The organism is Undibacterium sp. Di26W (genome assembly GCF_049340265.1).
Classification (GTDB): domain Bacteria; phylum Pseudomonadota; class Gammaproteobacteria; order Burkholderiales; family Burkholderiaceae_D; genus Undibacterium.
In genome coordinates this window covers 54,634-67,837 of the sequence record NZ_JBMPOR010000016.1, presented here as the reverse complement: position 1 = coordinate 67,837, position 13,204 = coordinate 54,634, and the positions used below count along the sequence as shown (strand labels likewise).

At 50.7% G+C, this 13,204-nt stretch carries 13 protein-coding genes and 1 tRNA gene; 6 read left to right on the top strand and 8 right to left on the bottom strand.

Features of this window, described 5'->3' with window-relative positions; all coding sequences use genetic code 11:
* Positions 1-278: 278 nt before the first annotated feature.
* Positions 279-362: transfer RNA gene (locus ACO0LM_RS18190), tRNA-OTHER, on the top strand.
* Between the two features lie 83 nt (positions 363-445).
* On the opposite strand, the gene ACO0LM_RS18185 is transcribed toward ACO0LM_RS18190, so the two are convergent.
* Positions 446-2,062 carry a hypothetical protein gene (locus tag ACO0LM_RS18185; protein WP_423038675.1) on the bottom strand — a complete coding sequence of 539 codons (1,617 nt, stop codon included), beginning with the start codon at positions 2,060-2,062 and terminating at the stop codon, positions 446-448.
* Positions 2,063-2,771: 709 nt separating this feature from the next.
* Between ACO0LM_RS18185 and ACO0LM_RS18180 the strand changes: the two genes are divergently transcribed.
* Entirely contained in the window at positions 2,772-5,576 is a 2,805-nt protein-coding gene (locus ACO0LM_RS18180; protein ID WP_423038673.1) for an Ig-like domain-containing protein, read from the top strand.
* Positions 5,577-5,695: 119 nt separating this feature from the next.
* Here the strand turns inward: ACO0LM_RS18180 and ACO0LM_RS18175 are convergent, their stop codons facing one another.
* Complete coding sequence (locus ACO0LM_RS18175) at positions 5,696-6,244, bottom strand: hypothetical protein (protein ID WP_423038671.1); 549 nt, start codon at positions 6,242-6,244, stop codon at positions 5,696-5,698.
* 164 nt (positions 6,245-6,408) lie between these two features.
* Between ACO0LM_RS18175 and ACO0LM_RS18170 the strand changes: the two genes are divergently transcribed.
* The 4 genes from ACO0LM_RS18170 to ACO0LM_RS18155 all read left to right on the top strand — a co-directional run bounded on the left by ACO0LM_RS18170 (position 6,409) and on the right by ACO0LM_RS18155 (position 9,169).
* Positions 6,409-7,011, top strand: coding sequence for a glutathione S-transferase family protein (locus ACO0LM_RS18170; RefSeq protein ID WP_423038669.1), 603 nt, complete (start codon positions 6,409-6,411; stop codon positions 7,009-7,011).
* 157 nt (positions 7,012-7,168) lie between these two features.
* Complete coding sequence (locus ACO0LM_RS18165) at positions 7,169-7,546, top strand: DUF6713 family protein (protein WP_423038667.1); 378 nt, start codon at positions 7,169-7,171, stop codon at positions 7,544-7,546.
* Between the two features lie 64 nt (positions 7,547-7,610).
* On the top strand, positions 7,611-8,504 hold the full coding sequence (locus tag ACO0LM_RS18160; RefSeq protein ID WP_423038665.1) for an ADP-ribosylglycohydrolase family protein: 894 nt from the start codon (positions 7,611-7,613) through the stop codon (positions 8,502-8,504).
* A gap of 23 nt (positions 8,505-8,527) precedes the next feature.
* Positions 8,528-9,169 (top strand): alanyl-tRNA editing protein, encoded by a 642-nt coding sequence (locus ACO0LM_RS18155; RefSeq protein WP_423038663.1) that lies wholly within the window; start codon positions 8,528-8,530, stop codon positions 9,167-9,169.
* An 85-nt stretch (positions 9,170-9,254) separates the two neighbouring features.
* Here ACO0LM_RS18155 and ACO0LM_RS18150 read toward each other — a convergent pair whose 3' ends face one another.
* The 6 genes from ACO0LM_RS18150 to ACO0LM_RS18125 form a co-directional block, all read right to left on the bottom strand.
* Positions 9,255-9,449 (bottom strand): hypothetical protein, encoded by a 195-nt coding sequence (locus ACO0LM_RS18150; RefSeq protein ID WP_423038661.1) that lies wholly within the window; start codon positions 9,447-9,449, stop codon positions 9,255-9,257.
* A 237-nt stretch (positions 9,450-9,686) separates the two neighbouring features.
* Positions 9,687-10,118 carry a YidB family protein gene (locus ACO0LM_RS18145; protein WP_423038659.1) on the bottom strand — a complete coding sequence of 144 codons (432 nt, stop codon included), beginning with the start codon at positions 10,116-10,118 and terminating at the stop codon, positions 9,687-9,689.
* A gap of 128 nt (positions 10,119-10,246) precedes the next feature.
* The gene (locus tag ACO0LM_RS18140) at positions 10,247-10,972 is read right to left on the bottom strand and encodes a 16S rRNA (uracil(1498)-N(3))-methyltransferase (protein WP_423038657.1); all 726 of its coding nucleotides are present in this window, start codon (positions 10,970-10,972) and stop codon (positions 10,247-10,249) included.
* A 173-nt stretch (positions 10,973-11,145) separates the two neighbouring features.
* On the bottom strand, positions 11,146-11,553 hold the full coding sequence (locus tag ACO0LM_RS18135; RefSeq protein ID WP_423038655.1) for a DUF350 domain-containing protein: 408 nt from the start codon (positions 11,551-11,553) through the stop codon (positions 11,146-11,148).
* 8 nt (positions 11,554-11,561) lie between these two features.
* Positions 11,562-12,695: a glutathionylspermidine synthase family protein gene (locus tag ACO0LM_RS18130; RefSeq protein WP_423038653.1), complete on the bottom strand. Its 1,134-nt coding sequence runs from the start codon at positions 12,693-12,695 to the stop codon at positions 11,562-11,564.
* Complete coding sequence (locus ACO0LM_RS18125; RefSeq protein ID WP_423038651.1) at positions 12,695-13,198, bottom strand: hypothetical protein; 504 nt, start codon at positions 13,196-13,198, stop codon at positions 12,695-12,697. Before ACO0LM_RS18125 ends, ACO0LM_RS18130 begins: the two co-directional genes overlap by 1 nt.
* Positions 13,199-13,204 lie beyond the last annotated feature (6 nt).

Here is a 13,204-nt window from a genome sequence, read left to right as displayed (position 1 = left end):
CCGCGCAAAAAGCGGAATGTACTACTAAGTACATGAGCATTTTGAGCAGCGCATGAGCCCCGATCACGCGCGCGCAGTAAGATCGTAAACAGGTTCTTAAACACCAGAGCCCGATGGGCATAAGGGTTCGATCCCCTCCGCGCGCACCAATTATCGTAGTACGGTGTGCCGCGCGCACCGGATGTTTTGTGCATATCGATTTGCATAAGGCTGCGAATGGTGTGCTGCACACCCATCAATTGGCTTATGCGTCAGCAAAGCTGCATACAAAGAATTTTGGAAGCGTGGCAGAGTGGTTGAATGCACCTGTCTACATACAGCATCGCTGTCGGGGGCCGTGAGTTCGAATCTCACCGTTTTCAATTTTGATTTGTCATGCCTGGGGTAAATTGCGGGTACGTCCCAGGCATGACATAAAGGCTCATATCTGTCGATGAAATGAGTGCTAATTTACATGGAATGAATCCATAAATGCAGTAATCTTGGGTGAGTTTCCTTCTGCTTTTTCCGCGGCAGTTTCGATGATGTACACTGTTTTGCCAATCACGTAGTAATGGGCTAGTCTGACTATTCCCTTGGTCTCCAACTGCAGGCTGCGACCGATGTTGCCATCCAGATTTATTTTCTGTTCTTCTGTGACGACGGTATTGGGGCTTTGAGCAGCATTGTCACGTATGGCGTCGAGCAGACCGGAAACGTCAGCTGGGCGTGTCGGTAATTCGAAATGCGTCACACCATAGTGAAACTTACCTGCGCGCAGTGAATAACTGTGATTATTACTGACCCCCGGTTCGACTTTGGTTGGCTGTTCAACAAGTTTGCCGGGCAGGCGCACACTGAAGCTATGATCAGGTGGCGAGAATTCGGTAATAGCTTCTTCTTTTTGGCTCTTGCCTATCTTCATCAAAATGCCATAACCCACTGCTGTCAGCAACAGGCACACCATGATGAGGTTACGTAAATCGTGATTGTCATCAGGGATGGCAGAAGACGCACCGAACAGACCGACCTTATAACCTTCCGCTTTCAATCGTGAGTTTGCCTTCCTGTTCATGAACAGAAAAGTGAAGAGGTTCACGATTGGTACGCAAGACAATACAAGCATGACCAGTTTGGTCAGGCCCGACCAGGCAAAACCCTTGGCCATGCGGAAGAAGCCAAACAGGCCAGTACCGGCTAGCAGCAGGCAAAGAAACACACTGATGATCAGTTCTGTGCGATCGAACATATTGGCATTTTTGGACCAGCTTCCAAGAAACAGGGACAGCACAATACCAAAAATAAACAGTCGCTGTCCGCTGGCAATGTAACCCACTTCCGCATCATCATCTGATACGGTGTTCGCTGCATTACCTCTGGATGTGACAGCACTGTTGAGTGCTGAATTACGTGAACCGGAACCTGACGAACGACTGGCACCACCAGCACTGCTGCCCATGGTCACCAGCGGATTGCTGATCTCGCTTCGGCTGAAAATCCAGTGATAAACGGCACGGTTGGCTTCAAATACCGACGCCTTGGCCGTGACTGTGATTGACAACAGCAACTCGTCAGTGCGCATGCAGCATATGATCATGCAGGTGTCTTCGGTATCGCCATGCACTCTGCCACGGTATTCGGCGGCCATGCCCTGTATGCCATAACCCCAGTTTTCACCCTTGATGATGGCCGGGCGCGCCACTTGTTTCAAGTGGGGCATTTCTTGTTCCAGCATGGGCAGGCGCATGCCTACCCACTGCTCTATCGACACATTGGCACGGGCGAAACCGTTGGCCTCCATACGGGTATCGGTAGCTGGATCAAGCAAATGAATGGAGCGGGTATTTTTCACTTCCTTCCAGGCACCTGGCGCATAAAATTCCAGGCCCAGATTGGCGTTATGAAATTGCTTGGGGTTCAGATTGGAGATGTCATGCCCGGTCAGTTCGCGCTGGCTCGATGGCGCAGATGCTGGTTCAGGCTTTTTGCTTGCCGGCTTGTCCCAGTCTTCCAGACTAAGAGCGCTGCCGGCAGAGCTGGAAGGGCGGCCTTGCGGCTTAGGGGCGATGGTATCGAATTCCATGGTTCTTATTTGTTGTAGTTATCGGAAGAAAGGCACGAGCGCCAGTAAAAATCAAAGCGTGGATTAAAGCACTCGCAACAGATTTGTGTCAAATCGTTTCAGTGCTTTACAAATGGGATAATTTCCTTGCGGAAATTTTTGAGTGTGGTCTGGTTTTGTCATGCATCAAAACAAGGGCTTGGCATCGATCAGCGCCGCTCTTTTGTCGTCAAATTCTGGCGTGAAATGCCAATGTTTTTAGTAAGAATTATCAAACCCACAAAATTATCCTCCGTCTATTTTGGTGCAGCCTGAGAATATTTGGTGAAAATGCCCCAAAGCAGTTCGAAAAATATGGCAAGAGTAGTTTTTTTACACATTTGTAAAAAAAAGTGAACACAGGTCACAAAATTGACATGCGCCAATGTTAATCTAGTAATCGTTTGCGCAAACGATTGCTTAGTTGAACTGTCGTTAAATCTCGTTTCTGGAAAGCTGCAAACAGCATCATGGTGAGAAGAATAGGTAGAGTTGTACAAGAATGGCTGCTTACAGATATCTGAACAAGGCTGGAATAAAAGAAGCGAGAGAGCAAACGTGTTTCTACCCGGAACACGTGCGTGAAATGGTTTGTTTGCCCTCTGTTTTGACGATTCCATCTGAATGAAGATGTGTGTGGGACAGCCACATAATCGAATGTCAAATATTAATCATTCAGGGGGAATTTTTTATGCAAGGGCAACAAAAAAACAGCAGACTAAAACTGCTGGCGCTACAACTAAGTCTGGTTTTTGCAGTCGGTTTTACGGGGATGGATGCTGCCTACGCATCTATTCCGGATCATCATGAATTTGATGCCAGTTTGCATGTGCCATATCGTTCTGATGCCAAAGCTGGTGCCGAATCCCGTTATTTCACGATGGAATTCGAATATCCGTATGTCACCAAAGAGCAGTCCATCACCTGGCGGGTAGAATTGCTGGGGGCCAATGGGCGTGTGATTGATCACTGGTATGGCGTAGAAAAACTCTTCAAGAAAACCGTGACGACACAGATGTTCTGGAGTGGTCGTGGCCCCCAGGGCGAAGCCCTGAAAGATGGCGTCTACCAGGTCAGGCTGACTGCCAAGGCAACAGATTCCGCAGTGCTGCAGGCAGCACCGGCAGCGGATGTCGCTACCCTGGTCGAGCGGGCTTTGGCCAAGCATGATACTGAAATCATCACCCAAAGCTGGCCGCTGCAAGTGGGTAGCGTGATCGCACCTAAAATGCCAAGCTTTGCCGCCTTGCCGACCAAAGCCAGCAAGACACTGTCTACCTCCAGTAAGACAGTAAACCGCCAGGCGGTTGCCGGCGCTGCACCACCACCGGTTGCGGCGACCGGATCTTTGCCTTACACCGTGTATTACGGCAACCTGCACAGTCAGACCAATCATAGTGATGGCGGTGGTGATCTGACAACCTGTGTTGGCGCGCAAAATCCGCAATCTGCAGCGTATGGTCCAACCGATGCGTATCAGTATGCATTGAACAAGGGCCTGGACTTTTTGATGACGTCTGAACATAACCATATGTACGACGGTTCTGACAGTACCAATGCGTCCGCCAATCCGGCCACGGCTAAAAACCTGTATCAATCCGGGCTTGCCGCAGCCATCAGCTTTAATTCCGGTCATGCCGATTTCCTGGGGATTTACGGCATGGAATGGGGTGTCATCACCAACGGTGGACACATGAATATTTTCAACTCCAATGAATTGCTGGGTTGGGAATACAATAGTAGCAACCAGTTGATCGCCGACACGCTCACGACAAAAAATGATTATGCTGGCCTGTACACACTGATGCGTCAGCGTGGCTGGATAGGGCAGTTCAATCATCCTTCCACCAGTGGGCAATTTCTCGTCAACAGCACGGCATTTGGTTTTACGGCAGATGGTGACCAGGCCATGGTTGCCTGTGAAATATTGAATTCATCGGCATTCTCGACCAATACCACAGAAACAGAAACCAGCCGCAGTACCTATGAAGGTGCCTGCAACAAGGCGCTGGAAGCCGGTTTCCACGTTGCCTTTACCACAGACCAGGATAACCATTGCGCCAACTGGGGTGCTTCGTACACCAACCGCACCGGCGTGTTGTTGTCGACTGGCGCTACCTTAAATACGGCCAATTTCATCGATGCATTGAAAGCACGCCGTATTTTTGCCACCATGGACAAGACTTCGCAAATTGTCCTGACTGCCAACGGCCATCTGATGGGCGAACGTTTTACCAACAGTGGCGCATTGACACTGGTCAGTAATTTTGCCAGCACCAGTGGTCGTACCGTTTCTACCGTGGTTATCTATGAAGGTGTACCTGGCCGCAATGGCACAGTGACGCAATTGTCCAGCACCGCCACCACCACGACCACTCCGGCTGTGGGCGAGCATTTTTACTATGCAAAAATTACCCAGGATGACGGTAAAATCTTGTGGTCTGCACCGATCTGGGTAACGCAGTCAAACAGTACTGATACCACACCACCTACGGTCAGTGCAGGTGAATCCGGCAGCAGTGGCACCATCACTTTGTCCGCTAGCGCGACAGATAATGTGGGTGTCAGCAAGGTAGAGTTTTATGTGGACAGTACACTCAAAGGCACAGTCACCAGTTCGCCTTACAGTATGACGCTGAACTCCACCAGCCTGACCAATGCCAGCCACAGCCTGGTCGCCAAAGCCTATGATGCTGCCAACAATGTCGGTACCTCATCAGCGGTCAGCTTCACCATCAATAATCCGACCACTGACACGACTCCACCTACGGTGTCAGTCAGTGAAAGCGGCAGCAGTGGCAACATTACCTTGTCTGCCACGGCAACGGATAATGTTGGTGTTGCCAAGGTAGAGTTTTATGTGGATGGTTCACTGGTGTCAACCAGTACCGCATCACCGTATTCAAGCACCTTGAATTCGACCACGCTGTCGAATGGCACCCACAGCCTGACAGCCAAAGCCTATGATGCTGCCAATAATATCGGTACTTCATCGGCGGTGAGTTTTTCTGTCAGCAACACCACCACATCCACGCAGTTGATTACCAATGGTGGGTTCGAGAGTGGTGCCAGTTCCTGGACGGCCAGTTCCGGCGTCATTAACAGCGATACCACAGAAGCTTCGCGTACTGGCAGCTACAAGGCCTGGCTCAACGGTTATGGCAGCACCCATACTGATACGATGTATCAGCAAGTGACCATCCCCTCTGCAACCACATCGGCCAGTCTGAGTTTCTGGTTAAGAGTCAGCTCGGATGAAACCACGACCACCCAGGCTTACGATACCCTCAAGCTGCAAATCCAGAACAGCAGTGGCACGGTATTGGCAACGCTGGCAACGTATTCGAATCTGAATAAGGGCACAAGCTATGTCAACAAGACCTTTGATTTGAGCAGCTATAAAGGCCAGACCATACGTGTGTATTTTGTAGGTGTCGAAGGTAGTACAACTATCACGTCTTTCCTGATTGATGATGTGTCACTGATCGTGCAGTAAAGTGCGTAGTTAATTACTCTTTGATTTATATCAAGCAGTGATATTGAAAAGGCCCGCCAGTGTCAACTGGCGGGCCTTTTCTTTGATGCTATCGGTTATCGCATAAACTATCGTGCAGATCAGGAAACGACCAGCGTAAAGTATCCGCTTTCCAGCGAGGTGGTGTCGACAACGACGGTAATGGTCGCCTGAGGGTTATTGGTTTGTACGGCCTCAGTGGTGACACCGTTAATGACGGCGTAGATGGTGTAGGTATCACTGATACTGAGCGTAGTCGCTACAAAGCTATCGGTAACAACCACATTCTGTTCGACCTGGCCATTCGTGCGCAGGGAGAAAATCACAGGTGCTATGCAAGTCTTCTGCAATTGCAATTGATTCGGGTGGCTATACCCCACATTGACTAATTCAAAATCGTAGGTACCTTGCTGAAGGACTTGTTTGACCTGCGCCAGAAAACCCGCTGCCCCGACGAAGCTCTGGGTGGCGGTTGTATAAGTATTGCCATCTATTGTGGTCGTGGCAAAGATGCTGGAGGGCGGCAGATCGGTCAGCAGTTCTGCCAGGGCATCTGGCGACACCGGTATATGCGCTGCCACCACCAGATCGCCTTTCAACACCGTAAAATAGGCTTGGTAACTGGTTTTGTTCGTCAAGTTCATGGACATTACACTCTCCTGTAGGTGGTTTGCCTTGCAGACATGAAGGCGGATGCGGGATTGTTTATTTTACATTAATATGACGATATTACACAACGCAGCTTTGTCGATGAATGTGATGGCTGGTTTGCTAAGCTGCTGACCTGCCGACATGGCGATCAAGGAAGAATTTTATGCACATCAGGTTTTATCACGCCCCAGACGCCAATTGCTGTGAGCGGCTGTTATGGATACTCGATTACAAGCAAGTACCGTATGAACGCATAGACGTGGGGCTGACACAGGTGGGTGAACATGTCACCCAGCACAGCCCTTTTGCCCGCGTGCCACTGATGGAAGTTGATGGTGTACCCTTAAGTGAATCCATGGCTATGGCCGAATTCATTGAAGAACTGGCGCCCAATCCGCCATTGCAATATACAGCAGCCTTTGCCCGTGCCCAGGTCCGCGAGATTTGCGAGGCAGTCAATTCATCCATCCATCCGCAGCAAAACGGCAGCACCGTGCGGTATTTTCATCCGGAGTGGAGCAGGGAACAAATGAAGCCGACACGCGCCAACTGGCTCTACATCAATCTGCAAAAACTGCAGGGTCGCCTGTGGCGCAGCAGCCAGTTTGCTGTCGGTGCACAATTCACCCAGGCAGATATTTTCCTCGGCATCATTTATCGCAAGGCCGTGGATCTGGGCGTGCCCGTCACTGATCTGCCGCTGTATGAAAAACACTGGCAGTTTTTGATGTCGCATGAGGCGATACGTCTGAGTTGTCCGGTATGATCATGAACAGACAGTGATAAGTGAAGCAGGAGAAATAAATCAATACGTTTGCTTTTTGACTGACGTAATTTTCCATTGGCATCGAACTCGCCCTCGCCCGATTGGCCAGGCCTGCGGTAATTTATCTTGTAGAAAAATATTCTGGAACATACTAACTATGCTACTGAACTCGCGGCTACAAGCCCTTTTCTTGCTCAACGCCACTGTACTGATCACCCATCAGATTGACGCTGCCTTCTGGCACGAATGGGAACTATTCCATATTCAAGGAGGAAACCAGATCAACCTGTTGCTGAATTTGCCGATTATTGCCCTGGTCTTGTTTGCACAGGGGCAGGTGATGGCGAATACCAAAGTTTCCATCGCATACTATAAATTAATAGCAATCCTGGGCTTCCTCACTGCCGGGATACATTCAGCATTCTTTGCTGTTGGTAGCGAAGCATTTATTCAGCCGATGTCGATTGCTTTGTTGATCGCGACAACCATACTTTCAAGCGCTCAACTTTTTCTTGTTCCGGCACCGCTCAAATAACATTTACTTTTCTGGGAAGGGTAAATGCACTTACATTCTGATTTGAAATAATAGAACAGACATAATGAATTCACTAGAACGTGCATTGATATCACTGGATGGTTTATCTATCGGTGACGCTTTTGGCCAGTGCTTTTTTCAAGCAGAAAACAGGCTTCTGCTTGATGAAGAAAAGCAGTTGCCGGAGGCACCCTGGTATTTTACTGATGATACAGAGATGACGCTGTCCATCATTGCGATCTTGCGCCATCACGGTGAAATTCAGCAGGACACATTGGCAAAAAGTTTTGCGCAGCATTACAGCTATGACCGTGCCTATGGGCCATCCATGCATAGAGTTTTGGCGCGCATCAATGCCGCAGAAGCCTGGCAGGATGTGGTTGCCAGTGCTTTTGAAGGGCAAGGCTCGTATGGGAATGGTGCTGCCATGCGTGTTGCCCCGCTGGGTGCCTATTTTTCTGATGATCTGGATTTGCTAGTGGAACAGGCAAGTTTGTCGGCTGAAGTGACGCACGCTCATCCCGAAGGAATAGCAGGAGCCGTTGCAGTTGCACTGGCAGCTGCCCAGGCTTGTCTTTACAGGGATATAGGAATACGACCCAAACATGCAGAATTTTTGGCAGGAATTATCGACTTGTTACCTCAAAGTGAAGTGCGTTCCAAATTGGTTCGTGCACAGTCCATGATCACAGTAGGGAACATGGATTTCCCGGTCTCTGTTTTGGGTAATGGTAATAATATGTCGGCGCAAGATACCGTGCCTTTGGCCTTATGGTGCTGCGGACAAGCATTGGAAGATTTTGAGAAAGCGCTGTGGCTAACGGTCAGCGCAGGTGGCGACCGCGATACCTTATGCGCAATAGTCGGTGGTGTTGTCGCCTCGTTTGTTGGTAGCGAAGGCATTCCTGATAACTGGAGAGCGCGGCGCGAAGCTTTACCTGACTGGTATCTTGAATAAGGGTATATGTAAGGAGATGTGAATTGACAAAGAAAATCTTTTGGAACGACCCCTATCAGACCAGCCTGCTGACACAAGTCAGCAAAGTTGACGGCAATGATGTCCGTCTGGTATCGACGATCTTCTTTGCATTCTCTGGCGGGCAGGAAAGTGATCAGGGTACGATAGCCGGACATGCGGTAGTCGCCGCCCGCAAGGAAGGGCTGGAGCGGGTGTATACCCTGGCCGACGGTCATGGCTTGTTCCCGGGGCAGGATGTGGAAGTCTGCATAGACTGGGAGCGGCGCTATCGCCTGATGCGCCTGCATTTTGCGGCAGAGCTGGTGCTGGAACTGTTTTACAAGGCATTGCCTGGTGTCGGTAAAGCCGGTGCCCATATCGCCCAGGACAAGGCGCGCATCGACTTTGTCTGGCCTGAAAGCATTGCTCCCTTGCTGCCTGCGTATACGCAAGAAGCGCAAGCCATCATTGATGCCAATCTCGATATTCAGTGTGCCTTTGAAGATGAGGCGACGCAACGACGTTATTGGGAAATCGCCGGATTTTCGCGTGTGCCTTGCGGCGGTACCCATGTCAAAAAGACGGGTGAACTGGGGCAGATCAGACTGAAACGCAATAATATAGGGCGGGGCAAGGAGAGGGTGGAGATTTATCTTACGCCGTAGAAAACAGCGCAATTCATACTTATTTTTAATAGCTCTATATGTCTACAAAATCCATATATACAATTTTCCAGCATCCCAATATCCTTTATCGTTCCGCAGTTTTTTTGGGCGGTTTGCCAATGATAATTGGCACCCTTATTTTAGCTGGATTCTTGATGTTCAGGTTTGACGGGCTAATTATGGCGGGGTTGTATTGTATTTTTGGTGGAATAGTATGTTTTGTTGTTGGCGTAATTTGTTTGATTGGGTCAATTTTTTTAGACAGACGTGATGCTGACACGCGCCCTCCAATTACAACCAGGACCAGATTGCTAACCTGCTTTTTATTAATGTCGAATTATCCGCTTGCCATCATATATATTGTTTTAGCCTCTATAGTTATTGAAAATCCGTGACGCAATTTCGGGTCAATCCAGGTAGGGCATCTTGAATATGTTTGTCGCATTCAATGGTATTAAAAAAAACGGCGCTCAAGATGTATCTGGCGCCGCTTATTATGCATGTGAAATAGTTGTTACTATTTCCCAAACAGTGATGAAAACTGTTGCAGTACATCCGCCGGGTTGATGTTGCCGGCCTCTGGTACCTGGCCGTGCGGTGTCAGGTGATCGATGATGCCGGGTAAAAATTCGGCCAGATGACTGGCTGCGCCTTCGTGGGAAATGCCTGCGGCATCGGCCAGTTGTTGCAATTGTCCGCCGCCCAGGGCTTGCTGTATCTGTGCGGCAGAAATCGGCAGGTTCTGTCCTGTACCTACCCAGGATTGCACGATGTCGGCGAGGCCAGCCTGATGGAAGGTATTGATCAGTGACTGCAAGCCGCCGCCAGACTGATTATTGCTCAGCATGCCAATTGCTGCCTGGATCAGCATGGATTTGGAGTCGGTACTGCCGTTATTGCCCTGGTTCATGCCACCCAGCATGCCTAATGCACTATCAAGAAGTCCCATGATTATCCTTTCAGATGAAGTTGATGTGTACGACTATGTATAACGGCGAGTGTATGTTGTCTGGCGCACAGTAATTGTGAACTTTATATGAAATTTGACATTATTTTACTGCAATTGCAATGTCTGAATTACATTCCGCCCCAGGCGGCATTCAACATGGCAATGGCGGCCAGGCCTGCTGTTTCGGTACGCAAGATGCGTGGCCCCATGGACAGGGCCAGCACACCATGTTTGATGGCGAGGTTTTCTTCTTCATCGGTATAACCACCTTCTGGCCCCACCATCAGGCTGACGGCCTGTGCCGGGTGATGCCGCGACCAGTCGGCCAGTGACTGGTCGGCGCGTGGTGTCAGCAGTATCCTTTGGTGCATGTCTTGCTGGCCTAGCCACTGGGCGTAGTTCATTACCGGTGCCAGATGGGCGAGGCGATTGCGGCCACATTGTTCGGCAGCCGCAACGATGATCGCTTGCCAGTGCGCCTGTTTTTTCTCGGCGCGTTCTGCTGACAGTTTGACGACGCAGCGCTGCGCCGCCAAAGGCTGTATGGCGCTGACGCCCAGCTCCATGGCTTTTTCTATGATCCAGTCCATTTTTGATGCTTCCGGCAGGGCCTGTACCAGGTTCAGTGAATACGGCAGCTCGCATTCTTCCGGCAAAAACACTTTGACATCGGCAGTCACATTCTTCTTGCCAACTTCGGTCAGGGTGGCGACATAGCATCCACCTTCACCATTGAAAATATGGATGTTGTCACCGACATTCTGGCGCAGCACAAACACATGATGCGCGACTTCATCCGGCAGGGTGATGCTGGCACCTATGTTCAAGGGCAGCGGACAATAAAAACGTGGCATTGCTTTCTCGATTAATCTAAAACTTATTCTAAGAACCTGTTTACGATCTGTAGCGAGCGAGCGTCAGCGGGGTGAAGAGCCGCGCAGAAAGCGGAATGTACTCTAAGTACATGAGCATTTTGAGCAGCGCATGAGCCCCGATCACGCCCGCGCAGTAAGATCGTAAACAGGTTCTAATATGTCATGCAGGCGGCGTTTAGCATCCCCAATCCCAGACTCAATGCACCCAGGAAAACGCCAGAGGCAATTTTATTATCCGGTATGTCAGACACGATACCCGGTATCAGCAGGCGGGCGATGCCGAATGCCAGTAACTGTATGACCAGTGCCACCACGCCCCAGAAACACATGTCCACCAGGCTGACGCTGTTGGCAATGGCTGACGCCAGCGCCGTGCAATACCCCAGCACGGCACCCGACAGACTGGCCGCCGCTGCCACATTGCCAGCGCGTATCAGCGCAATTTCGCGATACGGGGTAATGCGGATATAGATCACCACAAATACCGCCAGCAAGACAAAGGCTGCGGCGATATGGCTGAAGAAGGCGATCAGCCCGTGTGTCACTAATTGTTCACTCATGGGGCATCCTATTCTACAAAATAATGGGGAATGAAACGACTGGTGTTCTTGGTGATCAGGGTTTCATCTTCGCGTATGCCTATGCCGGCGGGTTCATCACCGACTATCCAGGCACCTATCGAGGTATATGCCGGTGTGACGCCGTCATCAAACCTGGGCTGGGGTGCATAGGCCTGGTAGATATAACCCTCGGCACCATAATCACCGCCAGTATGCAACACTTCACCATTGGCATAGATGAAAATGTTTTCGCCCTCGCGTGAATACAGGGGTTTTTTTACGTGGTTGCCACTGATGCGCCAGGCATCAAAAGAGGCAGGCAGCAGGTTGGGGTGGTTGGGAAACAGTTCCCACAATATCGGCAGTATGGCCTTGTTGGACAATACCATCTTCCATGCCGGTTCAATGATGCGCATAGGGCGCTTCAGCAAATGGCTGGCGAAGTCTTCACGGCACAGCCATTCCCAGGGGTAGAGCTTGAACAGGTTGTCTATCTGGCTGTCGGCATCATCGACGAACACGCCTTCTTCTTCATCCCAGCCCAGGCTTTCTATGGCGCATTGTTTGGTGGCAAAGCCAGCCTGTATCGCGGTGTCGCGCAAGTAAGAAAGATTGCCTTCGTCTTCTTCATTACCCCCTGCGCAGGCGAAATGCAGCATGCCCTTGTTGGGGAATTTTTTCCATTGTTCTATCAGTTTTTCATGCAGGGAGTTGAACTGGTCGGCATCCGGATGTACATCTTGCAGCCAGTACCACTGGGCGACGCTGGATTCCACCAGGCCGGTCGGGGTATCGGCATTGTATTCCAGCATCTTGGGCGCGCCGTTGCCGTCCCAACTGAGGTCAAAGCGGCCATATAGCGAAAATTCTTTGGCGCGCCAGCTGTCTTCCACTTGCGACCAGAATGCACTGGGGATGGCAAATTTTTCCTGCATGCCATTTTTGATGACGTGGTCTACCGCTTGCAGCGACATCTGGTGCAAATCCAGGCTGGCCTGTTCCAGTATATCGATTTGCTCTGCGGTAAAGCAGTAGGCATAACGTTCATCCCAATACAGGCCGTCGATGGAGTGATAGCTAAAGCCCAGGGATTCAAATTGCTGCTGCCAGCCGGCGCGCGGTGTGAGTGAGCTGCGTATCATTAACCGCCCCCGGAAGAGCCGTGGGACGTGCCACCAAAACCGCCGCGGCTGACGCTGCCACGACTGGTGCTGGTGCTGCGGCTGACGGCATGGTCACTGCTGCCACCCTGAAAGCCAAAGCTTCTTTGCACGGTTTCGCGGCTACCCGGGCTGTAATGCGGGCCAAAGTAATGCATGGTGTAGCCGTTGTAATGCCCGCCGGTGCCAGCGTAAGACGAGCCGGTATAGCCATTGCCCGTGTTGGTACCTGTTGTGTCGCTGCTGTTCAGATTCGCATTCGTATTCAGGTTGCTGGTGGCGACCGATTCGCAGGCGGGGCCATCGCCCCAATCCTTGCGGCAATCTTCCAGGCTCTTGTACTGGTCGCGTATGGCGGTCAGTTCCTGGTTGCTGTCGCTATCACTGCTGCTACAGGCAGTCAGTGCAGCACTGGTCACTAGCATTAGCGGCAGGCTGCGGCTTGCCCTGCGTTTGCCATGTTGTCTGTCTTTTCCGGCACTCACGGTTTC